Source organism: Nostoc punctiforme PCC 73102, from assembly GCF_000020025.1.
Lineage (GTDB): Bacteria > Cyanobacteriota > Cyanobacteriia > Cyanobacteriales > Nostocaceae > Nostoc > Nostoc punctiforme.
The window spans coordinates 7,630,525-7,654,157 of record NC_010628.1; the positions used below are offsets into that span (position 1 = coordinate 7,630,525).

A 23,633-nucleotide genomic window follows, 5' to 3' on the forward strand; every position below is an offset into this window, starting at 1 on the left:
ATTATTTTCCTTGTTTTAATTCACGTCGTGCTGCTGCTAAAATTATTCGTTGTTCAGCACGAGCGATCGCCTGATATGTTCGCTCAACTGCTTCCGGTTCAACGGAAATGGAAGTTATGCCCCATTCTACTAATTTATCGATGATTTCTGGATAGAGGGCTGGTGCTTGACCGCAGATTGAACAAGGTATACCCGCACTTTTAGCCATTTGGATCAGTTGAGCGATCGCACCCATAACTGCGGGATGACGTTCATTAAATACTTTTGCTAGCTGTCCTTGTTCTCGATCCACTCCGAGTAATAATTGGGTTAGGTCGTTTGTACCAATGGAAATTCCGGCTGTGCCTGCTTTCACATATTCCGGCAGCAAAAATAGTACGCTTGGCACTTCCGCCATCATCCACAATTGAAACTGCGACACCTCGGTTAAATGAGCTTGCTCAACTTTGCGACGGCAAAAGACAAATTCTTCTACAGTCCGCACAAAGGGTAATAGTAGGTTGACATTGGTGTAACCAGCTTGCTGTACCCTCGCTAAAGCTTGCAGTTCTAACTCAAACACTGCGGGATTTCGTAAATAGCTGAAAGTGCCGCGTTCACCCAACATCGACTGGGGCGAAGATTCTAAACTATCGCTTAATGATGGTAAATCCTGCGATCGCCAATCTAAGGAACGATAAAAAACTGGTCTTGGTGCAAAAGCACGAGCAAATTGCATAATCTGCTCAGACCATAACTCTAATAATTCTGCCTGACGACCGCCTAAAATCCAACTATTGGGATGTTGTCCGTCCAATATATTTAATACCATCAATTCTGAGCGCAATAATCCCACGCCATCCACAGGGAAGCTTTGCACTTGTTCTATTAAACTGGACTGACTCAAGTTAACCAGTAGTTGGGTAGCAATCATGGGTAGATGAGAAGTGAAAGTAGGATAGGGCGCTTTTGGTTTGGGGTGATGTGTGGAAAGAAGTTTTTCTTCTCTCTCTTTCTCCATCTCCTCCTTTGAGTCTCCTTTGATGCGATAAACTTCTCCTCTGTCGCCATCAAGCAGTAGTCGTTCGCCCGTTTGGATTAAGGTTGTGGCAGATGTTGCGTTTACTACTGCTGCGATCCTTAATTCTCTAGCAAGAATTGCGGCATGGCTGGTTAATCCACCTTGTTCTGTGATAATACCAGTAACTTGGTGTAGTAATGGTAGCCAATCAGGAGTAATTGTTGGTACTACTAAAATCACACCCTTGGGTAGGTGTTCGGGTTTTTGTTGCGAATTATTAATTACTAAGGCAGTGGCCACAACACGACCCCCTGCTGCTCCTAGTCCCCTAATGAATTGTCCGTGGGGAATTACAGATTGGGGAGAACTAACTTGTGTGATGTAGAGCTTGCTAGATGTGGTTTGTTGAGCAATAGTCCATTTAATGGTAAAAGTTTTACCTAGTTCACTTACTAGTTGAGTTCCCAGAGCAATTATTTGTTGTAAATATTCTTCTTGTAAAGCGTACTGTTTTTGTTGGGCTTCTGGAAGTACGTAGGTACTCAAAGAAGTATGATCTGGTGTTAGCACTGAGTTAGGTGTGGGTTGCGAAAAAGCTTCAGGCGCTGCATCATTCACACCATAAGCCAGTATTTTATTGCCCAACTGTTGCTCAAGCACAACTCCAGTTGCCTGTTGAATGTAGTAGATATCTGGCTGGACTTCACCTTGAGCTATCGCAACTCCTAATCCCCAAGTAGCCTCAATTTCCCAGCCAGAGGAGTTGGCTTTGAGCAAACCACTGGCGATCGCATTCTCAACAGGTTGCACCAAAACTCCTAGATTTATTTGTTGGAGATTAATTCCTCCTGCTCGTTGCCAATATAGAAGACTCCTGGCACGAAATATCTGGCTCCAAGTGCGCTTTAATGCCCAAGCGATCGCTTCAGGTTCGCACTGGCAAAACACCGACTCCAGCAAACCAGATATATTCTTCATACTTGGGGTAGCAGTTGATACTGCCAAGGTAGGTCGGAGAATCAAACAGCTAGTTTGCCATTCCCTAGCTGCTTGGAAAATTGTACTCACCCACTGCTGTGGCACAGTCGCAGTGAGAATTTCTTGGCGCAAGCGACCAGCTACCTGCTGAAGTTGCCGCCAATTAGCAACATCTAGATGTAACGAAGAATGGGGTAAGTCAGCCACTAATGACTCTGAACTATTGAGATTTTCAAGAAATTGCCGCAAAATTTCTGCCGAAACGACAAAACCAGGCACCACCGGATAGCCACGCTGCATGATTCTGCTCAAGTAAAACGCTTTGTCACCTACTTTGGCGCGGTCTTGTAATTTAATTTGGTCTAGCCAGTAGAGTTTGTCCACTCAATTTGTTAGTTGTCTATTTGTAGCCACAGGCATTTCCTTCTGGTACGTTATCAGCTGTAAATCCACTGGCTCTCTATCTACTAGGAGGAGTTTCCAGCATTTACATTTAATTTGCTGACCTTATTAGTGGTTAATTGCTAGTCACACGATGTATTGCTGTAAGTTAGGTCGGCGCAATTAAAGCTACTTCGCTTAGGCTGTCATTGGTCATTGGTCATTGTTCATTAGTAAGAGCTTTAAGCCTATTTATGTTTCGTAACATACTTGAGTTTTTTCGCGCCAACTTACTTAAATTCAACTCTTTGTAAATCAAATATTGTCCTTCATTTAGCCTCTCTTCCCTGAAACCGGGGATTTAGTTGTTTGATCGAGTTGTAGATGTCGGTATCACATTTAATTATTTAGTGTATGGGTTAAATCTAGCAATTTGAGGTAGAATTAAAGTTTTATAGTTCATTAATTTAAAATAGTTGAGATAACTATTTAATCAGGCTAAAATTCATGTCGTCTACCCCGATTGCGATCGCTGTCATGATTTAATAACGTAAACTTTATTTAATTTTGCTAACAAAACATCTTATTGGAAAATAATTCTAACAATGGAAGATGTTAATTTACATCTAAAAAAGTATCCCAGAATTGAAATAATCTAAACATAGTACTTGTATTTGATTTTTTTACAAAACCCAGCAAAATCCAAAAAGCCTTATTGCCTATTAAGCCAAGATTAAGTTCAAAAAACAAAGCAGTTGAAGAAGAATACAGAATTCAGCAATCTTGACGCGACGCTCGTTCCTCTCTACGAGACGCTACGCTATTGCGGACTCGCTTGCCGCCGGCGCTATCCGCCAGCGATGCACTGAGTTTCGGCTACGCTCAACTACCGTCGGTCGTTCTGTCGTACAGAATACCCAACTGAATTCTGACTCCTGACTCCTAAATTCTGTTTTGATAACCAAATAATATAAACTTTCGATTACACCCGTTGGATTAAACTCCACCAATATAAAGAGTAAAATATTTTTGCACTATTTTGTAAAAAATTAATAATTAACCTAGTACACTCTGGCGAAAATTTGCCAACCTTTAACAAAGGTATTTTTTCCCAAGTCTTCTTAATTGAGATGATAACTGGATCTACCCGTGCTGTACTATGTATATAAAATTATTTACACCGGACTAAACATTGCCAAACACTTACTACCTTGCAACTAATGATTGGTTAAATATCAGCTTCAGATTATGCTTTGCGTTATTTATAGGAGTGATTATCGGCTTAGAACGCCAAATTAGTCGCAAACCAGCCGGTTTAAGAACTCATACGCTGGTGAGTTTAGGTTCAGCTGTGTTTACCTTGATAATTATGCAAACAGGAGGATTGCAAAATAGTCCTGATGCACTTAGCCGCATCATTCAAGGAATTGCAGCTGGTGTAGGATTTCTCGGTGCTGGAGAAATTGTGCGCCAATCTTCTCAAGAATCACAGCGACTTGAAATCCACGGACTCACATCAGCAGCAGCTATTTGGGTTTCGGCTGCATTGGGAATTGCTGCCGGTTGTGGTTTGTGGCAGTTAGGATTGATTGGTACTCTGCTGACTTTTCTGATTCTCAACGTTTTTAAAAGGTTAGAAAAACATCAATAATTAATAGTAAAAATTAGGAATTAATACATAAATACTAAATATTATCAAGCAGTCCATTTCTGAGTAATTAAACAGCTATGCTCTCAGCAAAGGCTGTATTTATATGTCTTGTTATGTCCGTGAAAACTTTTTGCGTAGCTGTCCCACTGGTAACTCTATAAGCTGGTAAATCGTATATGCTAATCCAACAGAAATTAATAGAGAAATTCCTGCTTGCATAAATTTATGCAATTGGGGTAAATACATATTAACAGCGAAAATCACCGTATAATGTACAAGGTACAAAGAGTAAGATAGTACACCCAAAAAACGCATCCATTTTAAATTTAGTAAGGGGAATAATCCCCAACTGGGAAAGCGAATAGCGGTAATAAAGATTGGATATAAAGCAATTCCCTGTATAGTATAACGAAACGTTTGTTGAAACTCAGGTGAACGATAAAAAAATGAAAAAATAATCAACATTATTCCTATAGGCAGCAAGAAATAGTTCCACATTTTGTTAGAATAATACTGCTTATCCAGCATGGGATTATTATTAACTCCCAATGCACAACCGAATAGAATACTATCTAACCGAGTATCTGTTGCATAAAATATGCGTTCTGAAGATGCTCCAAAACCATAAACCTGAAGACACCGCCAGAGTAAGGCCACTAAACATAATCCCCAAAAAATTAGCATTTGTCTGCGTGGGGTTATACGCATTTTGCGTAGAGTTAGATAAAGCAGGGGGAAAAGTAAGTAAAAGTGTTCTTCGACGGCGAGAGACCAATATACTCCACTACCGGGAGTAGTTCCATTAGCAGAAAAAATTGTATAGTAGTTGTTATAGTGTAAACACTGAGACAAAAACGCTGATAAATTAATTTCTCCCTGAATAAATCCTAAGATAGTTAAAGCAGCTCCTAAGCACAAGACTAGGTAAAATGAAGGCCAAATACGCAATATTCGTCTTGTATAAAATAATTTAAAGTCAATAGTTTGATAGCTATCGTACTCTCGCCTAAGAATAGTTGTTATTAAGTAGCCACTAAGAAAGAAAAATACTGTTACGCCAAAGCCTCCGGGTAAAAGCTCGCTAACTCTTGCATGGGATAAAAAGACAATTAGGAAAGCAACAGTTCTCATCCCATCTAGAGATGGTATGTAGAATTTTGAGTTTACATTTGCACCAGCCGAGGTCTCTGGATTACTTTCAGCGGGGGATGTTAACGGTTCTTTCAAGAATCTTTACTCCTTGATTGTGCGGCAAAATAAGCTGAGTAGTTTGTGAGATAAATACTTTAGTAAGCTATCTGACATACTGTACTTACTTGTTTATATGGATACATTCGTTTTTGGTCGTTTTTATTATACGATACCCAAGACAAAATTTTAATATGACATCAACTCAAATCAAGTAAAAATACTTACAATGATATTAAATATAAGTTTTTTTGTCAAAATCTGAATTTTGATCGAACCGTAACAACTCATTAAGTGCTAAATCATTATAAATTTGGGATTATTTCTCCTGCTTTCACAAACAGAATTTGGGAGGACTTTAACCACTGGGAATCAAAAGAACCCAAGTGAGTGGTGGTAATTAGGGTTTGAAAGCGGTCTTGAATAGCATCAAGCAATTGATTTTGGCGGGATAAATCTAGTTCGGCAAGAACATCATCAAGTAATAGCAATGGTGGCTCTTTAACGACTTCTTCAATTAATTGTAATTCTGCTAACTTTAAGGCTAGAACTAGGGTTCGTTGTTGACCTTGAGAACCGTATTGACGAGCGGGTGTCTGGTTAATAGTTAATTCTATTTCGTCTCGATGAGGACCAACAAGGGTAGTGCCTTGGTGCAGTTCGGCGATCGCTCGCTGCTGAATTTTTACTAAAAAAGCTTGCTGCACTTCTTCTGGATGGTTATCTTCTGAAGGAATATTAGGCAGGTACTTGATTTGTAGAGCTTCTGTACTGCCACTAATACTGGCGTGCCAAGCACTAGCAATAGGAGCTAATCTTTGGATGGCGCGATCGCGTCTTCTAATTACCCTGGTTCCTGTGGTAGCTAACTGTGCATCCCACACTGCTAGTTCTGAGTGTAAAGATGTTGCATCTAACGTCTCTACATGGCGTTTTAAAAAGGCATTGCGCTGGCGTAATACATGATTATACTGCTGCAAAATGTGAGCATAAACTGGTTCAAGTTGAATTAGGAGTGTATCCAACCAGTTGCGGCGACCTTCCGGGCCGCCGCGTACTAGGTCTAAATCCAGGCTGGAAAACTGCACTGCGTTGAGAACGCCAAGAAAATCCATTTGACGGCGGATAGACTCACCGTTGAGAGCAACGCTCCGGCGACCATTGCGCCGGAGCGTTAAGGTCAGGTCACTAACGCCTGTTTGTCGCTCAAGGGTGGCATTAATTTGGGCTATAGCTTCCCCTTCCTGAACCAAATCGCGATCGCGGGTCATGCGGTGCGATCGCAATGTCGCCAGCAACTCCACGGCCTCCAATAAATTCGATTTTCCCTGAGCGTTATTACCTACCAAAATTGTTTTGGCAGCAGTAAATTCAACCTTTTGGTCTTGATAATTGCGAAATTGTCGGAGGTTTAGAGTTTTCAGGTACATGGTAGAAAGTGGGGGGCAGGGGAGCAGGGGGGCAGGGGGCAGGGGAGCAGGGGACAAGGGGGAATTATTGAACAAGTCTCTCCCTTGTCTCCCCCATCTTCCTTGTCTACCTTGTCTCTTCTCTATGCTCAATGCCCAATTTACACAGCTTTCTTGCCCATAATCCGCAAGAATATCTTCTCCGCTTCAATCCACACGAACATTAAGGCACTGAAGCCAATACAAACCCCTAACTCCTGCATATTGAGGTAGTGAGTACCAAAGAAATCTCGCAGGGGTGGGACGTAAACTAGCATTAACTGCAAAATCGTGGTGACGACAACAGCCGCTAGTACAAAAATATTAGAGAAGGGATTCATCTCGATAGTCAGTCGATTATTGGAGCGAATGGCGATCGCATGACCCATTTGGGCAATACACAAGGTAGTAAATACCATTGTTTTCCAAGTTTCGGGATCGCCCTGATACCCAGCAGCATGGGTATGTTGATAAGCCCACCACATCAAGGCAATAGTGATAATGGCAAAAATAATCCCAATGCGAATCATATAAGAACCCAATCCCCTAGCAAAAATACTTTCGCGAGGACTAAAAGGCGGACGTTGCATCACATCCGGTTCTGGAGGTTCCACAGCTAATGCCAAAGCTGGTAAACCATCTGTCACCAAGTTCATCCACAAAATTTGTAAGGGGGTAAGGGGAACGCCTCCCAAACCAATTAAGGGTGCAGCGGCAATTGTCAGAACTTCGCCAATGTTACTGCCGAGGATGTATTTAATAAAGCGGCGGATATTGGTGTAAACAACTCTACCTTCCTTGGTGGCGCTGACAATGGTGGCGAAATTGTCATCAAGTAATACCATATCGCTGGCTTCTTTACTTACATCAGTGCCAGTAATGCCCATCGCAATCCCGATATCAGCTTGTTTGAGGGCTGGGGCATCGTTAACACCATCGCCTGTCATCGCTACAAATCGACCCCGGCGTTGCAGTGCTTGGACAATTCGCAGTTTGTGTTCTGGGGAAACTCTGGCATAGATGCTCACCAGGTCAACGTTTTGCTCTAATTCCTGGTCAGTCATCCGTTGCAATTCTTGACCTGTGAGAACACGGTCGCCTTCTTGGGCAATTCCCAAATCGGTAGCGATCGCTCGTGCTGTTAATTGGTGGTCGCCTGTAATCATCACTGGGCGAATGCCTGCATCTCGACACTCTTGCACAGCTGCCCTTACTTCTGGGCGTGGCGCATCTAGCATTCCCACCAATCCCAACCATACCAAGCCTTGCTCTGATGCTTCGTCCGAACCTTCTGGTGGAATTTCTGCGAGGGGTTTGTAGGCAAAACCTAGCACCCGCAAACCTTTACTCGCCATCAGGTCATTTTCTGCCAAAATTTTCTGGCGTTGTTCTTCAGTTAAGGGGACTGAGTGATTGCCCAAATGAATCTGAGCAGAACGTGCCAAGGTTAACTCTGGAGAACCTTTGGTAAACATTAAGTAAGATTCAGATTGGAGAAAACCGGCGATCGCTGGGTCAATACCTCTCGAAGATGCGTCACCTGTAGCGACTCCCTCCACCTGAGAAATCACGCTCATCCGCTTCCGTTCTGAGGAAAAGGGAAACTCTGCAACACGAGGTAATTTACTGTTCCACTGGTCTTTTTCGATTCCAGCTTTGCCCGCCAGTGTTAACAATGCTCCCTCTGTAGGATCTCCCAAAATCGCCCATTCACCTTGTTCTTTTTGCAACACCGAATCATTACAAATAGCACAGGCGACTGATAACGCTGAGATTTCTGGAGAGTCCTCTAGGGAAATTTTTTGACCATCTAACTGAAAGTCTCCCGTGGGAGCGTAACCTTCGCCGATGACGCGAAAAGTTTTGTTGTTAGTGGAAACCGATTGCACCACCATTTTATTTTGCGTCAGGGTGCCGGTTTTATCAGAACAGATGGTGGTTACGGAACCTAATGTTTCTACCGCTGGCAGTTTGCGAATCAAGGCATTTTGGCGCACCATTCGCTGGGTTCCCAGTGCCAATGTAACGGTAATTACAGCTGGTAAACCTTCTGGCACCACAGCAACCGCCATACTCAAGGAAACTTCCAAAAGTTCTTGGATGTTTTTAAAACCTCCGTCCTTGATGACACCACCAACGACGACAATCGCCACCAGAATTAAAGAACCCGTAACCAGGACGTTACCCAGTTGAGTCATTCGCTGCTGTAACGGCGTAGGTTCACTTTCCACCGCCTGCAACATCGCAGCAATTTTGCCTAATTCTGTTGTCATGCCGGTGTTAGTCACCAGAACCTTGGCGCGTCCTTGGACTACTTCAGTTCCTTGATACACGACATTGAGGCGATCGCCTAATGATGTTTCCTCCAGCAATTTTAGTGATGCCTGTTTATTCACCGCTTCGGCTTCACCAGTCAATGCCGACTCACGCACTTGTAAATTAGACTGTTCTATTAAACGTCCATCCGCAGCTATCTGCATTCCAGCTTCCAGCAGCATTACATCCCCTGGAACTAGTTCCTTGGCTGCTATCTCCACCAGTCTGGTGTCGCGGATGACCCGTACTAAGGGAGAAGTCATTTTTTTCAGGGCTGCCAAGGCTTTTTCGGCACGGCTTTCTTGGACATAGCCGAGTATGCCATTGAGAATCACAATTGCTAAGATAGCGATCGTATCTTTAAATGGCACTTCACCAGGCTTTAATCTGCCCTCACGCAAAGCCATCAGGTCTAAAAACCCAGAAATCAGCGCTACGCCAATCAGCATCAACAACATAATGTTCTTGAACTGATCTAGCAGAATTTCCCAAGCACTACGGCCAGCACTTTCTTCAAGTTCGTTGGGGCCGTATTTTTGCAACCTCTGTTGAATTTCTTGAGGTGTTAAGCCACTGTCTGCATTACTATCGAGCAGTTCTAGTGCTTTATCAACTTCTAAACTATGCCAAACGGCGGCACCTTCAGGCAGAGAATTAGCAGACATCGTGTAGGTCACAGCAAATGGTTACAAAATTCGATCATAATTTAGTGATGGCAGGAATTCCATCTTCTAAAGTTACATTAAGGCGATCGCCTAGTTATGTGAAGGAGGCGGAAGGAACTTTTCAGTTGGGGATTAGACCCCGAATGAATTTAAGTCATTGAACTCACTGAACTATCGTTAATGGGGTTTTAAACCCAAGCTTGCTCTGGTGGCAGCAGTTCAAGAGTGAGGACATTTTTCCTCCTGCCTTGCTTGATAAATGTATATGTAATTCTTAACATTTGTAAATCTTCCTATTTTGACATAGTATTATTTCTCACGAAAGAGTTGATCGGAACACATTTTACCGATAATTATGAGTAATAGAGCTTTGAAGCTTTGTTACAGAGGATATGTCACAATTAATTTTAGGCTGCCATTCCTTTCATTTCATCCCGTAGTCAATAGCCAGGATGTATGGCACGATTGCATTTCTTCATTTTTAATTTTGCGGAAAGTTGAGCCAGTCCCTTGCGTATTTCGCTGCTCAAGTAAACTGGAGTGCCATTAGGGTTTTCCAATCTAGCAAACTTTTCCAGCTGAATTTTGAATTTTGAATTAACCAGGCGTGCTAAACCATTCAATAAATATGCTTAATATGAGTTTTGCACTCCCCACTTTGACCGTTAGCCAGATGTTTGGGCAAAAAACGATTCGACCGCTTACTGCTGCTACCCTGTGTGGCATTACTTTCATTAAAGATAGACTTATTGCCATTGACAGTATTAAAGGGCATCTACTGGAGATTGATCCCACCTCTGACAACAGCAAAATTCTCAATCCCCATCAAGTTAAAGAATTTACCGATGTCACTGGTATAGCGGTATGGGAAGATTCCCTGTGGGTGAGCCGAGAAAATAGTGTTTACTTGTGCAAGCTCAATGCTTTGGGTCTGGAACATTTTGTGACATTGCCTTATCCGGCTGACGGTGTTGCTGTTTGGGAAACAACAGTTTATGTCAGCTGCCAACGGCTGGGCTACATTTTGGTTTATGACCGCGAAACACGAAAAGAGATTACCAGATTTTATGCCCCTGGAGTTGGGATAGAGAATCTAACTGTCAATCAAGAAATGCTATGGATTTGCGATCGCACCGAACAATCAGTGTACGCAATGGACAGAGCAACAGGAGAACTTCAATTTAGTGTCTTGACACCCTTTGAATGTCCTACAGGCATCGCCATCCATAAAAACGGGGAAACAGGCGAAGAAAGTATCTACGTCGCCTACGCCTCAGAGGAGCCTTATATCCGGGATAACCCCAATGCCGATCCGAGTCATGAGCTAACATTCCGCGATCGCACTTTTATTCATCCCCTGCATTATCATTACCAGCCAGATAAGCGCTACGCCCTCTCTAACGGCTATCTCATTGAAATGTCTTATGCTGAGGAAATTGCACCCTTAGACGAGGTGTATTTACCTGATGTAGAATGGCGCATCGCCCTACCATCGGAAACTGAGCGTCAAAAGGTGAAACACGTTGAACCAATTGGTATACCCTTTACCGAAGAAGTGATCGAAGGGCAACGTGTAGCAGTCTTTAAATTTGATTCTCTTGCTCCAGGTGAACGGCATATATTTGGCTGGAAAGCACTTGTGGAAGTCCGAGGAATTAAGTATCGCATCACACCGAGAGATGTTGAAGATATACCTGAATTATCTCCAGAATTACAAACGCGCTACCTAGTAGATGACGACGATTTAGCAATGGATACTACCATTGTTCGCCGTGCCGCCAGAGAAGCAATCGGTTCTGAAACCAATGTACTGCGGAAAATGCACAGCATCCGCAACTACGTATACGACCAGTTATCTTACGGTATTAAGCCCTACATTGACACGCCAGATATAGTTTTAGAACGGGGCGTTGGTTCCTGTGGCGAATATGTCGGGGTATTGCTTGCCCTATCTCGTTTAAATGGCATCCCCTGCCGCACCGTAGGTAGGTACAAATGTCCTCCCCATAGTGACTTTATAGGTGTACCGCTACAACCAGACTTTAATCATGTTTGGCTAGAATTCTACGTCCCAAATTTTGGTTGGTTGCCAATGGAATCAAATCCTGACGATGTGGGTGAAGGTGGCCCTTATCCGACGCGCTTTTTTATGGGCTTATGCTGGTATCACATTGAAATTGGCAAAGGTATCACCTTTGAAACCGTGACAAGTCAAGGTACGCGGCTAACCAAAGAAGATATCCCCATCGGTGATTTGGCGATTAATCATATTCGGTTCACAATTCTTAAAGAATTGCCGCCCTTTTGAATTTGGGCATTAGGCATTAGTATTCTCCCTCCGCCTGCTCCCTCCGCTTCCGCATCTCTCCCAACTCCCATTAGCTATGGGCTCTTAAACTTGGCAGTGGATATGATTGAGTTTGCTTAAAATCGGCAAATTCACAGATTGAGTTAAATGGGCAAAAGCGGCAATGGGAGCCAGGATTTGGAGGGAAAATTTTACTAAAATTAGTAGTTTTTTCCTGATATTTTTGCAAATCGTGCTGGTGCTTGTGGGCAATATTAGCTAACTCAAATTTTAAAGATTCTAACTCGTAATTATTGATGCTAATTAACTCAGACTTTTTACATATTTCTAAATTATAAAATGATGCGACAGCTTCGTGTCCAGGGTAAAGATAACGAGCAGCTAGTAAATAAACTAATGCCTGTCGCTTGTCAAAAGCTGACTTACCTGTTTTGAAATCTAAAATATGTAATGTGCTATCAGATTCAATAAAAACGCAGTCCATAGCTGCATATAAGCGAAAGCAATAATCTTCTTGTTCAACTACTATTGGCTTAGGAAAGCCTTCATCACCGGGAGTTAATTGGATAATATCTTTATCCAAAAGCAACGGCGCATCATGATATTTTTGCAAAATTTGCAGCACGCGTTGCTGGACTTGAACGCTTGAGTTGCCTAATTTAAGTAACTGTGCGACTCTTTCTACACCATCTGATTGCTTCAGCAGATGCCTATGATGATGAAACTCATAAACACCTTTTTGCGCGAGTATGCCAATGCGCTGGGGTGCAGTGGCTTGCGCTAGGAGTGCTTTGACTTGTGGTTCGTGTTGCCGTGCTTTGATAAACCCCCGTCTCATCTGGCAATGCCAGCGTTCTTGCCCAGTCGCTGGGGCAACTAGAGACCAAAGGTGATAACTGGCAAAAGGTCGATCGGGGGTTGACATTGCTCAGAAACAGTGAGAGAAAATACGGTGGGGAGAAGTTTAAACTAAGGCTTACTTAGAAAAGAACTTCGGAGGATAGTTGCTGCTACACACGCTTTGCAGGAAGCTTTTATAGTACTGATAATGTACGGGAGCAAGTGGCAAGAATGTCTAGCAAGATAAAATTTGGTACCGATGGATGGCGAGGGATTATTGCCGATGACTTTACTTTCCCCAATGTGAGAAAAGTAACAAGGGCAATTGCCACTTACTTGGAAACAGCCTACACAAAAAATAGACCAGTACTTATTGCCTACGATACTCGCTTTTTAGCTGACCAGTTTGCCAAAACTGCGGCCCAAGTACTGGCAGACTTGGGTTGGACTGTGAAAATTACCGTTCGGGATTGCCCCACACCAGTAATTGCCTACAACGCCCGTCACCTAAATTCCGCAGGGGCGTTAATGTTTACTGCTAGTCATAATCCAGCACCTTACTGTGGAATTAAATATATACCCGATTATGCTGGGCCTGCCACTCCAGAGATTACTGATACTATTGTGGCAAATATAGAAAGTGCATCGGATGAGTTACCTGGAAGTAACCCATCAGGTTCAATTTCAATTTTCGATCCGAAACCTGATTACCTGCAATTTATCTACACTCTACTTGATATAGAAAAGATCAAAAGGGCTAATTTAAAGGTAAAGTACGATGCTTTGTATTCTACCTCCCGTGGCTATTTAGATGAAGTTTTGCAGCATAGTGGTGTTCAGTTAGAAAGTTTCCACGATTGGAGGGATGTTTTATTTGGCGGTGGAATGCCAGAACCCAAAGGAGAACAATTAGTTGAGTTAGTGGAAGCAGTAGTCCGCGATCAAGCTGATTTGGGCTTGGCAACGGATGGAGATAGCGATCGCTTTGGTATTGTTGATGAACAAGGAACTGTCCTCACTCCGAATACTGTGTTGTTAGTTCTAGCACGTCATTTAATTAAAAACAAAGGTAAAACTGGCGCGATAGTCCGCACTGTGGCGACAACCCACCTGTTGGATAATTTCGCTGCTAAAAATGGGCTGCAAATTTACGAAACAGCAGTTGGTTTTAAATACATCGGTGAAAAAATGCGGGAAACTGCCGTATTAATTGGTGGAGAAGAATCAGGCGGTTTGAGTATTATCGGGCATATTCCCGAAAAAGACGGGGTATTAGCCGATATGCTGGTGGCAGAAGCGATCGCTTATGAAGGTAAACCTTTAAGTCAGATGGTTAAGGAAGCGATCGCTGAAGCCGATGGGCCACTTTACAACAACCGCCTAGACTTGCACCTCACAGAGGCTCATAAAACCGCCGTTATCGACTCCTTTACTAAAAACCCACCTACAGAGGTAGTAGGAATTAAAGTCAAGGAAGTCGGGCGTAAAGACGGTATTAAGCTGTATTTAGAAGAAGGTAGCTGGGTTTTACTGCGTCCCTCCGGTACAGAACCACTGGTGCGCGTCTACCTAGAAACCAACACTCCCGAAAAACTCACCCAAATTGCCCAAGAGTTAGAGAGTGTCATTGCTAAATTAGAGGGATAAGAATTAGCAGTTAAAAATTAAGAGTTATAAATTAACAATTCTTCACTTCTATTAACAGTTATCTCACTCCTAACTTTGCTCAAAGTATGAAAATCGCTCCTTTTTTGACATCTCTAGTTGTAGCGGTTTGGATAATCGCGATCGCAATTATTTCAGTTCAAAATGCCACACCCGTATCGTTAAAATTCTTAACATTCCAATCGATTCAAATACCAATGGGTTTAGTGCTAGCTTTTAGTGCCTGTTTAGGGTTAATTGGCATGGCACTGCTGCAACCTCTCTGGGGACTTGCTGGTATTGGCCAGGGTAATTCTCGATTAGAAGACGATGCGGAATTTTTTGTTGACGATGAAGATTTTTGAGGATTGATAGCTGTGCAGTATCAAAACATTATTACAATCGAACCAGGAAAACGAGGTGGTAAGCCTTGTATTCGAGGAATGCGAATTACTGTATACGATGTTTTATCTTATCTTGCCTCTGGCATGACCTACGAGGAATTGCTTGATGACTTTCCTTATTTGACACAAGAGGATATTTTGGCTTGCCTAAGCTATGCGGCTGATCGAGAACGGCAAATGCTAACAATGCAAGCATGAAGTTATTGTTTGACCATAACTTATCACCTCGGTTAGTTGATCGGCTGGCTGACATGTATCCAAACTCTCAGCATCTTTTTCTTATAAGCTTAGATCAAGCAGATGATCTAACTGTTTGGGAGTATGCCCGACAAAGTGGATTTACTGTTGTCACCAGAGATGCTGATTTTAATGAGTTGAGCATTTTGCGAGGATTTCCTCCGAAAGTGATTTGGATTCGTTATGGCAATTGTTCAACCAGACAGATTGAAGAGATTTTGCGATCGCATGTAGAGGATATCCAAGCTTTTGACAAAAATCCAGATTTGGGAGTTTTGACATTGTATTAGATTTGGAAATTATGGAAGCTGAGTATGATTTTAGTCAGGGCAAGCAGGAAGCGATTGAATCAACATCAACAGGCAAAACTCGAATTACAATTCGCCTAGATGATGAAGTACTAGCATGGTTTCGTGACCAAGTTCACGCAGCAGGTGGAGGAAATTACCAAACTTTGATTAACGATGCCTTGCGTGAGTACATTCAGCAGCGCCGTGAACCTTTAGAAGATACATTAAGGCGAGTATTGCGAGAGGAACTTGAGCGCATCGGAAAATGAGAATATTTGGGCTTGCCTAAGATCGAGAAAGGTTATGAACGTAACTTATAAAACAGATTTTAATTTGTGGATTGAACAGACAGCCCAACTATTGCGATCACAATAGTTGGCATGAAGTTGATGTAGAAAATCTGATTGAAGAGGTTGAAGGCTTGGGCAAAAGTGAACGGCGGAGTATTGCCAGTCAACTAACTCGCTTACTCTTGCATCTGCTCAAGTGGCAATATCAACCCCAGCGTCGCTCAGATAGTTGGCTCGATTCCATCACTGATTCTCGCACCCAAATTGAGTTGGCAATATCTTGTGTGATCGCACTCGGTCTGACACTAGAATATTAATCACAAACCGAGCAATTTATATATTTTTAGAGTTCTTTGCCCGGTGTCACTGGTATATTGAGTCCATGAAGTTTGAGTGGGATGAGCGTAAAAACCAAAGCAACATCACAAAGCATGGTTTCGACTTTGCTGATGCTTTCCGTATCTTTAATCTACCCATTCTTGTCTACCTAGATGAACGAGAGGACTATGGAGAGGATCGGTATCTCGGCATTGGACTCCTTGATGGACGAATCGTAGTAGTTATTTACACCGAGCCAGATGAAGAAATGGTTCGGATCATCTCATTAAGAAAGGCACTGTCTCACGAACGAAAACGCTATGAACAATACCTCAAAAACCGATTGGGTTAGAGTCGATGCAATGAGTGACGAAGACATCGACACCTCAGATATTCCACCATTATCAGAAGAATTTTTTGCTAAAGCACAATTGCGAATGCCCAAGTCACCTGTAACAATAACAGTTAAGGTAGATCCTGAAACATTTGCTTGGTTCAAAGAGCAGGGAGAAACTGCCGAACAGCAGATGGCTGTAGCATTAAAGATTTACGCAGAAGCACACAAAGCTTATCCAGCGTCTGAGGCGAAGTCAACCTAATATAATACTAAATTGGATGTCTTTAACCTGCGATCGCAATTATTCCAGCCTAGCATCTGGGTGTAGCAAAAGGGCAATCGCAATTATCCAAAGTTCACATAACAGCACCTAAGTTTAGCAATTTTGGGTTAGTTGTAGCTTCAGGTAATCAATGAAATCCAGAATTTCTGCATCACTGAGTTGTAGACGCGATCGCTTACCATATTTCTGCTGCAAATAATCCCTTCCCTGCTCTGGAGTCCAATTTAATTGGGCTAAATATGTGTCAGTTTTAGCTATAAAAACATCACGCGGTTCAGGCGTTTTTATATTGTCGCTTGCTTCGGATTGAGATTGATTATTATCTTGATTATAATTGTGAATTTTATTAATTTTTAAACTTACTTTTTGTCCTAAAGCTTGCCAGTCTAATTCCTTATGTCCATCCCAACTAACACCTACAGAACGGTAAGTTATTGGATCGTAAATTTTACAAAAAACCACATTACTATCTCCAGGACTAACGGCGATCGTTAGTGGATTATACAATTCTTTATAAGTAAGGGTATCTAAAGATAACAATAAACTTTTAGAAAAGAAAGAGTCGGTACCTGAACGGATAATATAAGGTTTATCTGCCAAAATATATAAATCGTTTTTTTCAACTGGCCCGAATTTAGTTTCAACCTTTTTATTAACTTCTATCTCTGTAATTACCCCAGTCAAGGCTCTTTCATAAATTGGGATGCGTTTTTCATCTTCAGCAAGCATATACCAGCAATGATCCGATTCTTTGCTGATAAAGACATATTGAGGTTTTGGGACTGCTCCAAATCCTAGTTTAACTTCCATATTTTTGATGCAGGTTTTGATAAATATATTTATTTAGCAACAAGTCATTACGATTTATACCGTTAAGCTATTAGTTGCTTATAAATATAATTCCCTACCCAGGAAGCTAATTAACATTAAGACAGTAAAAATTACGAAATTTGGTGAATCTATAACAAAGTTTCTGGATCGAGACCAAGCGCATTCAACCTTTCAATTAACATTTTCACTTTTTGTTCTGCTTCTACTCGTCGCTCTTCTTCAAAAGCTGCACGTTCTTCCGCTTCTCTAATACGTTCTTCTGGTGTGAGCAACTTTTGCCCTTCCTCGTCATACCAGTACAGCCATTCTCGGACTATACCTTGATAAATTCCTCGTTCTCGCCCAATTCCTAAACCAATTTCTGGTAGCCAAACGGGATTTCCTGACATTAAGATATATTCCCCATCAACTAGGTGATACACCTCCAAAGGTGTCTTTTTCCGGCGAAGGGGACTATACACAACATAGTACAAAATTCCTAATTCTTTGGCATAGAGTTCTTTCTTGCTGCTATGTTCTTCCCGATATATTTGAGAAACAACTTCTAGTGCTAAAGTTGGCAGCTTTTTTTCTTCCCATAGCACATAACTTAGGCGTAAGTCCTCATCAATTACACGTTTAACTCCTAAGCTGAGAAACCCATCAGGGACAATTGCTGGTTTGTCCGGGTGATAATAAATACCCATGTCAACACCAAAAAACCAATCCCAACGATCGCACCAAACTAAAGCCAGTGTCGTTTTCAGCAAGCCGGGAATTAAATTTTGGACTTCATTATCCACAGGGGTATCATTTGAGTCGGGTAACTCTTCGGAAGATGGCAAACAATGTAGCGGATTGTAGTTTAACATGAGCGGTTTTGCCAAATCTGATTCTAGATAGATTGTAAGTAATCTATGGATGTGCGATCGCAACGCCAGAATAAAGAACCATTTTTAGCCTAGGCGTAGCCCGATCTAGACATCGCCTTGTGTCTCTCTTCTCAGTATTAAAATACTTCCAAGTGTAAAATATTTACATTAGATTCATGGGTTTTCGGTACTGACTACCAGAGTGTCTAATTCACAATAGCAAAAAAGAGTGAAATATTGTTCAACTAGAACATTCCAGAAGTCGCAGGTATTCAATTTCATGGTGAATTCGGTAGCTGGGCTGATTAGCTATACCTACCAAGAGAAAAAGTTTTTTCTCAACCTTGACTCCGAAAATATGGCGTATCTGAAACTTAAATGTTAACGATCGCACTGATTTTGATAGCCCTTGGAAATAAATTATAGAAGCTTATTTTTCCCAAGCAATGCATTTATTTTTTCCAGAAACTTTTACATTAATTGATTGGTAACGTTCCTAAGAATTTCTAGATAAAGAATTGAAATTTTTAAATCAATTAGAAACCCTTGGCGAAGCTTTATTAGATTTTACTGCTATGGAAGATTTACTTAACTAGTTACAAACAAATCAATTAGCTTAAAATCCAAAACACTTGTAGAGACGGCGATTTATCGTGTCTCAAAAACCCAAGATTTTGTACAAGTAGCGCTTAACCCAAGCGTATTGGCTTAAAATCTATTTTTATGGAAATTAGAAAAAATACATCTACTCACTTCCCCCATACGGTTTTTTTAACTTAGTTCGATGCTTTATTTTTTACTTTACTGAATCAAAATTTACGAGTGAGTAACAAAAAAGGCAGGTTTTATACCTGCCTTCAAAGCAAACAGTATTACAACTAAACCAGCGATCGCAACTAATTAGCGATTGGAGGCGCACTCAAAGAAACCTTTAGTGCATCGTCTTTTTGCTGTGCTAATGTCGGCACGGAATCACGCAATCTTGCTGTCAATTGTACAGTTGTAGCGTCGTACATCTGAGTCAGCAATTTTGGATAAAAACCAATACCAATAATTGGAATTAACAAACAGGCAATGATAAATACTTCACGGGGTTCGGCATCTATCAAAGCTTGGTGAGAAACTAATTCCTCGTTCTCTTTACCGTAGAAAATTTCTCGTAACATCGACAGCAGATAAATCGGAGTTAAAATTACTCCCACTGCCATCAAGAACACCACGATAACTTTGAAGGTAGAGCTATAAGCATCGCTAGTAGCAAAGCCCACAAATACCATCAATTCTGCTACGAAACCGCTCATCCCTGGCAGTGCCAAAGAAGCCATTGAACAAGTGGTGAACATGGCGAAAATCTTCGGCATTCTCTTCGCAACACCGCCCATTTCATCCAACATCAGGGTGTGTGTGCGATCGTAAGTTGCGCCAACCAGGAAGAACAAACTCGCCCCAATTAATCCGTGGGAAACCATTTGTAACACTGCCCCACTCAATCCCAAATCGGTGAAGGAGGCAATACCAATCATCACAAAGCCCATGTGGGAAATTGAGGAGTAGGCAATTTTCCGCTTCAGGTTGCGCTGGGCAAAGGATGTCAAAGCAGCGTAGATGATATTAACTACCCCCAAAACCACCAACACTGGTGCAAAAAGAGCGTGAGCATCAGGGAGCATTTGGGCATTCATCCGAATTAAGGCGTAACCGCCCATTTTCAAGAGAATACCTGCTAATAACATGTGTACAGGGGCTGTCGCTTCACCGTGGGCATCAGGTAGCCAGGTGTGCAACGGAATAATCGGCAACTTGACGGCGTAGGCAATCAGGAAGCCAGCATAGACGGCAAGTTGGAAATTGAGGGCAAAGTCTTTTAAACCGAGCGATCGCATGTCAAACGTCACCGTATCGCCGTAAAATCCCATTGTCAGGGCAGACAGCAAAATAAACAGCGAACCGCCTGCGGTGTATAAAATAAATTTAGTCGCTGCATACTGCCGTCTTTTGCCTCCCCAAATCGACAGCAGAAAGTAGATCGGTACTAGTTCCAGTTCCCACACCAGGAAAAATAACAGCATATCCTGGACAGCGAACACGGCAATCTGACCGCCATACATAGCCAAAATCAAGAAGTAAAATAGCTTCGGCTTGAAGGTGACAGGCCAAGCTGCTAATATCGCCAGCGTGGTAATGAATCCAGTCAAAATAATTAGGGGCATAGATAAGCCATCTGCCCCTACTGACCAATTCAAATCTAGTTGGGGTACCCAGGGGTAACTCTCCACCAACTGCAAATCTGGATTGGAGAAATCATACCTAGTATAAAAAGCATAAACAATTAGTGCAAAATCGATCAGCCCTACGATGAGGGAGTACCAGCGCACTGTTTTGCCTTCTTTATCCGGGATGATGGGAATCAGTAGTGAAGCGGCTATCGGCAACAGAATAATCGTCGTCAGCCACGGAAAATTAGCTGTATTCATCACAATTCGTCTGCTATCAAAATCATGTTTGGCAAAAAGTCACTAGTTATTAAGTAACAGCTTTTTGAGGATTTCGTCTTCCTCGTTAGGTTGATTTAATTAAATTAGCAATCCCCTATTTTTTCTCTTGAGAGTCTTTTTTGATATTTGCGGATGCGGGATGTGCGTTGTGATACTCCCAGTCAAGTCAAAAATTTACCCTAAAAAGGTTGGTAAAATTATAGTTTAGGGGTGCGATGTCTACGACAAGCCGCTGACGCTCCTTCTCTGCAAGACGCTGCGCGAACGTCGCTACCGCTTCGCTAATGCGTCTACGCGTAGTCCAACCCATCGCTAAAAATACACGATGCTGTTTGGTGGTTGTTGAAAAAAGCGATTTTGTGCAAAAAAAGCATAGCACGAGGAATAACCATAATGATAATCGCACAAATTGAAAGCCATTTTCCCGGCTTGAAAGCTTTGGGACTAGAGTAAACAATTTGATTGAGTTTTTTTTAGTAAAATAGACAGGGAAAGTTGATAAAGGAAACTCGAATTATGTCATCTCCAGCGATCGCTACTGTAATTAAGATGATGGAATCTTTATCTGAAGATGTGCAAGAAAGAGTTGCAGAACATCTCCGAGAGTACCTGGAAGATTTGCAAGATGAATTGAAATGGAGTAAATCATTTAAGAAAACTCAACAACAACTCATTGCATCTGCCCAATCCGCTAAAAGAGAAATTGCAAAAGGACTTGCAAAACCAATGAACTATGAAAATTTATGAAGTCTGCAACCCTTCCTTATTTTTGGAATTAAGATTATATTATTAATTTTTTGATATTAACTGAAAAAATGGATTTTACTTTATCAAATGCGCCTGAATATGCGATCAAAAATATTGAGAGTTTACAACAAATATGGTTGGAAAGATGCGGTGCTATTGAAAACAACCAAAAAGGATCCTATAGTCGCCATTTATTATTAATTTTACACGATTTGCGTGAAGAGATACAGAATAATAAAAATAGATTTTCTCAAAATGCTTACGGAAAAAAGTTCTTTAAAATTCAATTTTCTACTTACTGTAGTTTTAAAAAAGAACAACTTGATGATCTAGACAGAATTAGACAAATCTGGACAAGAGAAGTAGATCGAGAACTATATTTCATTACTGAAGCTTTATCCGACAATAAAAGTAAATTTGAATTAGAGGATATTTTAATATTAATTCAACGTATAGAAGAAAAAATAACGTCAGAAAATAGCTTGAGGCAAGTTATTAATATTTTATACCAAAAACTACTTGAAAAAGACTTAAATTCTAATCAGATAGAATTTATTGTAGATATAATAATTATATTATTTAATTCTAAGGGAATGTTGGAGTTAGAATCAATACTAAATCATCAATTTCAAAAATTTGAAGATATAGGAACAGATCCTGAGCAAGTCCATTTATACCCTACCCTATTTGGCTCACCATCAAGAGATGCAAAATCAGTTGATGAACATAAGGAAGAACTTAGAACATATTATGATTCTTCAAGTATTAAACAGAGACTTAACTTTTTAAGAGAAATTTATTGTCTAGAGCCTCAAACTTATAAAGTTATTTTCAAGATAACAGGTGTGGAATTCAAAAACAAAATTAATATAGGCAAAGTTGAACTATATCGTCCTAAAATAGATGGAAAATACATTAAAAAAAATGAGATTATAAGCATAACTGTTGAAGATAAGTCAGATTACTGTGTTGCAGTGGATATCCGAGGTGTAGATAGTAAATTCATGAAAATTAAAGCCCAACAAATGGCTGAAAGAACAATAGCTGTTCTCTCAACACGAAAGAGGAAAGACCAGGCTATTATTTTATCAAGTGATTGGGTTATTTGTAATTCTCAAGGAGAAATTCGAGCTTTTAGCTTTAAAGGCAGGAATAAGCCAGACACTATTAGACATAACTCTATTGACTCGCAAAATAATCACCAAAGGCTTGGTCAGTGGATATCTTCTGAAGATATATGTCATCCAACTGTAGCAAAATGGCTTGCTTCTACCGACTGGTATAGACGAGCAACTGAAGCTTCACAAAGCACTGAAGAAATATTAAATTCCTGGTTTGCTGTAGAAAAGTTTTCTGAAGATTCTAAAATAATTTCTAAAAAACTTCCTGAACTATCAGATGCTCTTAAGAATAAAAAGAAGATTCTTAAAGAAAATATAGATTTATGGCTTGATGGTGAAGGTATTAGAACAGTACAGTTACTTCTTACTTTGAGTGAATTAAAATTTAATTTATATCATGAAGTAAGACAAGTTGGACGTATTTTTACGACACCTCTAACATTTCCTGAAATGGATATATCTAAGTCTATAGACCAGGATTTGCAAGACTATTTATCTGCTAATAAAGATAAAATAGATTTTTTAGAAAAATTTATAGAAAAAACTCCTGAAATAAAGAAACAATTAGATTCTAAAAACATAGTGTTGCCAGATTTAAATAAAGTCAATGAAATTTTTTATAATAATGATTATTGTGAAAAATACTTGGTTGATAAAATTATTGACCTCAAAGATGATGTTTATAACATCTATCGTATTCGCAATATGCTAGTTCATTCTAGTAGTACTACTAGTAAACTATTAGATTATTATGCAAAACGTAGCCGAGAGTATTGTCACTCTTTGTTAGATGCCATTGCATATAAAATATATCAGACTTCTAACGATGATGAAATTATGCCTTTGGAGTTTTATTTTAGAGAAATGGTAATTGATGCAAATATTGCTTTAGAGGCGGTAAAAGAAAATCAAATGGACAACTTTAGGAATTGGGCTTTATCGTAAATAATTTTAATACCTACTTTTCCGGCAAATTATACTTTTTGAATAATATATTGACCATCACTGAT

At 40.8% G+C, this 23,633-nt stretch carries 22 protein-coding genes; 14 read left to right on the top strand and 8 right to left on the bottom strand.

Annotation, left to right across the window (positions count from 1 at the left end; all coding sequences use genetic code 11):
• Position 1 precedes the first annotated feature (1 nt).
• Positions 2–2,362, bottom strand: a complete 2,361-nt coding sequence (locus NPUN_RS31330; protein WP_012412392.1) for a putative PEP-binding protein — start codon at positions 2,360–2,362, stop codon at positions 2–4.
• 1,189 nt (positions 2,363–3,551) lie between these two features.
• Here NPUN_RS31330 and NPUN_RS31335 point away from each other — a divergent pair.
• Complete coding sequence (locus NPUN_RS31335; RefSeq protein ID WP_041565749.1) at positions 3,552–4,010, top strand: MgtC/SapB family protein; 459 nt, start codon at positions 3,552–3,554, stop codon at positions 4,008–4,010.
• Positions 4,011–4,121: 111 nt separating this feature from the next.
• Here NPUN_RS31335 and NPUN_RS31340 read toward each other — a convergent pair whose 3' ends face one another.
• From NPUN_RS31340 to NPUN_RS31350, 3 genes are all read right to left on the bottom strand, one after another.
• A complete protein-coding gene (locus NPUN_RS31340) occupies positions 4,122–5,237 on the bottom strand; it encodes an acyltransferase family protein (RefSeq protein WP_052304669.1) in 1,116 nt (371 codons plus the stop codon).
• Positions 5,238–5,503: 266 nt separating this feature from the next.
• The gene (gene recF, locus NPUN_RS31345) at positions 5,504–6,628 is read right to left on the bottom strand and encodes a DNA replication/repair protein RecF (protein WP_012412395.1); all 1,125 of its coding nucleotides are present in this window, start codon (positions 6,626–6,628) and stop codon (positions 5,504–5,506) included.
• A 140-nt stretch (positions 6,629–6,768) separates the two neighbouring features.
• A complete protein-coding gene (locus NPUN_RS31350; RefSeq protein ID WP_012412396.1) occupies positions 6,769–9,627 on the bottom strand; it encodes a cation-translocating P-type ATPase in 2,859 nt (952 codons plus the stop codon).
• A 17-nt stretch (positions 9,628–9,644) separates the two neighbouring features.
• On the opposite strand from NPUN_RS31350, the gene NPUN_RS42255 reads away from it, so the two are divergent.
• Together NPUN_RS42255 and NPUN_RS31360 are read left to right on the top strand one after the other, a co-directional pair.
• Positions 9,645–9,788 carry a hypothetical protein gene (locus NPUN_RS42255; RefSeq protein ID WP_167315684.1) on the top strand — a complete coding sequence of 48 codons (144 nt, stop codon included), beginning with the start codon at positions 9,645–9,647 and terminating at the stop codon, positions 9,786–9,788.
• Positions 9,789–10,264: 476 nt separating this feature from the next.
• Complete coding sequence (locus NPUN_RS31360) at positions 10,265–11,935, top strand: transglutaminase-like domain-containing protein (RefSeq protein ID WP_041565751.1); 1,671 nt, start codon at positions 10,265–10,267, stop codon at positions 11,933–11,935.
• 70 nt (positions 11,936–12,005) lie between these two features.
• Here the strand turns inward: NPUN_RS31360 and NPUN_RS31365 are convergent, their stop codons facing one another.
• A complete protein-coding gene (locus NPUN_RS31365) occupies positions 12,006–12,860 on the bottom strand; it encodes a PD-(D/E)XK nuclease family protein (RefSeq protein ID WP_012412398.1) in 855 nt (284 codons plus the stop codon).
• Between the two features lie 146 nt (positions 12,861–13,006).
• On the opposite strand from NPUN_RS31365, the gene NPUN_RS31370 reads away from it, so the two are divergent.
• The 8 genes from NPUN_RS31370 to NPUN_RS31405 all read left to right on the top strand — a co-directional run bounded on the left by NPUN_RS31370 (position 13,007) and on the right by NPUN_RS31405 (position 16,557).
• On the top strand, positions 13,007–14,422 hold the full coding sequence (locus NPUN_RS31370) for a phosphoglucomutase/phosphomannomutase family protein (RefSeq protein WP_012412399.1): 1,416 nt from the start codon (positions 13,007–13,009) through the stop codon (positions 14,420–14,422).
• Positions 14,423–14,508: 86 nt separating this feature from the next.
• Positions 14,509–14,784, top strand: coding sequence for a LapA family protein (locus NPUN_RS31375; protein ID WP_012412400.1), 276 nt, complete (start codon positions 14,509–14,511; stop codon positions 14,782–14,784).
• 12 nt (positions 14,785–14,796) lie between these two features.
• The gene (locus tag NPUN_RS31380) at positions 14,797–15,021 is read left to right on the top strand and encodes a DUF433 domain-containing protein (protein ID WP_012412401.1); all 225 of its coding nucleotides are present in this window, start codon (positions 14,797–14,799) and stop codon (positions 15,019–15,021) included.
• A complete protein-coding gene (locus tag NPUN_RS31385; protein WP_012412402.1) occupies positions 15,018–15,350 on the top strand; it encodes a DUF5615 family PIN-like protein in 333 nt (110 codons plus the stop codon). Before NPUN_RS31380 ends, NPUN_RS31385 begins: the two co-directional genes overlap by 4 nt.
• 11 nt (positions 15,351–15,361) lie before the next feature.
• Positions 15,362–15,619 carry a BrnA antitoxin family protein gene (locus NPUN_RS31390; protein WP_012412403.1) on the top strand — a complete coding sequence of 86 codons (258 nt, stop codon included), beginning with the start codon at positions 15,362–15,364 and terminating at the stop codon, positions 15,617–15,619.
• 71 nt (positions 15,620–15,690) lie between these two features.
• A complete protein-coding gene (locus NPUN_RS31395; protein WP_012412404.1) occupies positions 15,691–15,957 on the top strand; it encodes a DUF29 family protein in 267 nt (88 codons plus the stop codon).
• The gene (locus NPUN_RS31400) at positions 15,921–16,310 is read left to right on the top strand and encodes a BrnT family toxin (RefSeq protein ID WP_234711013.1); all 390 of its coding nucleotides are present in this window, start codon (positions 15,921–15,923) and stop codon (positions 16,308–16,310) included. Before NPUN_RS31395 ends, NPUN_RS31400 begins: the two co-directional genes overlap by 37 nt.
• A 10-nt stretch (positions 16,311–16,320) precedes the next feature.
• Positions 16,321–16,557, top strand: coding sequence for a BrnA antitoxin family protein (locus NPUN_RS31405; RefSeq protein WP_234711014.1), 237 nt, complete (start codon positions 16,321–16,323; stop codon positions 16,555–16,557).
• Between the two features lie 114 nt (positions 16,558–16,671).
• Here NPUN_RS31405 and NPUN_RS31410 read toward each other — a convergent pair whose 3' ends face one another.
• Positions 16,672–17,388: a hypothetical protein gene (locus NPUN_RS31410; protein ID WP_012412406.1), complete on the bottom strand. Its 717-nt coding sequence runs from the start codon at positions 17,386–17,388 to the stop codon at positions 16,672–16,674.
• A 149-nt stretch (positions 17,389–17,537) separates the two neighbouring features.
• Positions 17,538–18,260, bottom strand: coding sequence for a Uma2 family endonuclease (locus NPUN_RS31415; protein ID WP_012412407.1), 723 nt, complete (start codon positions 18,258–18,260; stop codon positions 17,538–17,540).
• Between the two features lie 518 nt (positions 18,261–18,778).
• On the opposite strand from NPUN_RS31415, the gene NPUN_RS39620 reads away from it, so the two are divergent.
• The gene (locus NPUN_RS39620; protein WP_083782490.1) at positions 18,779–18,856 is read left to right on the top strand and encodes a DUF4351 domain-containing protein; all 78 of its coding nucleotides are present in this window, start codon (positions 18,779–18,781) and stop codon (positions 18,854–18,856) included.
• A gap of 300 nt (positions 18,857–19,156) precedes the next feature.
• Here the strand turns inward: NPUN_RS39620 and ndhD1 are convergent, their stop codons facing one another.
• On the bottom strand, positions 19,157–20,734 hold the full coding sequence (gene ndhD1, locus NPUN_RS31420; RefSeq protein ID WP_012412408.1) for a photosynthetic/respiratory NAD(P)H-quinone oxidoreductase subunit D1: 1,578 nt from the start codon (positions 20,732–20,734) through the stop codon (positions 19,157–19,159).
• Between the two features lie 537 nt (positions 20,735–21,271).
• Between ndhD1 and NPUN_RS31425 the strand changes: the two genes are divergently transcribed.
• Positions 21,272–21,502: a hypothetical protein gene (locus tag NPUN_RS31425; protein ID WP_012412409.1), complete on the top strand. Its 231-nt coding sequence runs from the start codon at positions 21,272–21,274 to the stop codon at positions 21,500–21,502.
• Between the two features lie 68 nt (positions 21,503–21,570).
• Positions 21,571–23,568, top strand: a complete 1,998-nt coding sequence (locus NPUN_RS31430; protein ID WP_012412410.1) for a hypothetical protein — start codon at positions 21,571–21,573, stop codon at positions 23,566–23,568.
• Positions 23,569–23,633: the final 65 nt, after the last annotated feature.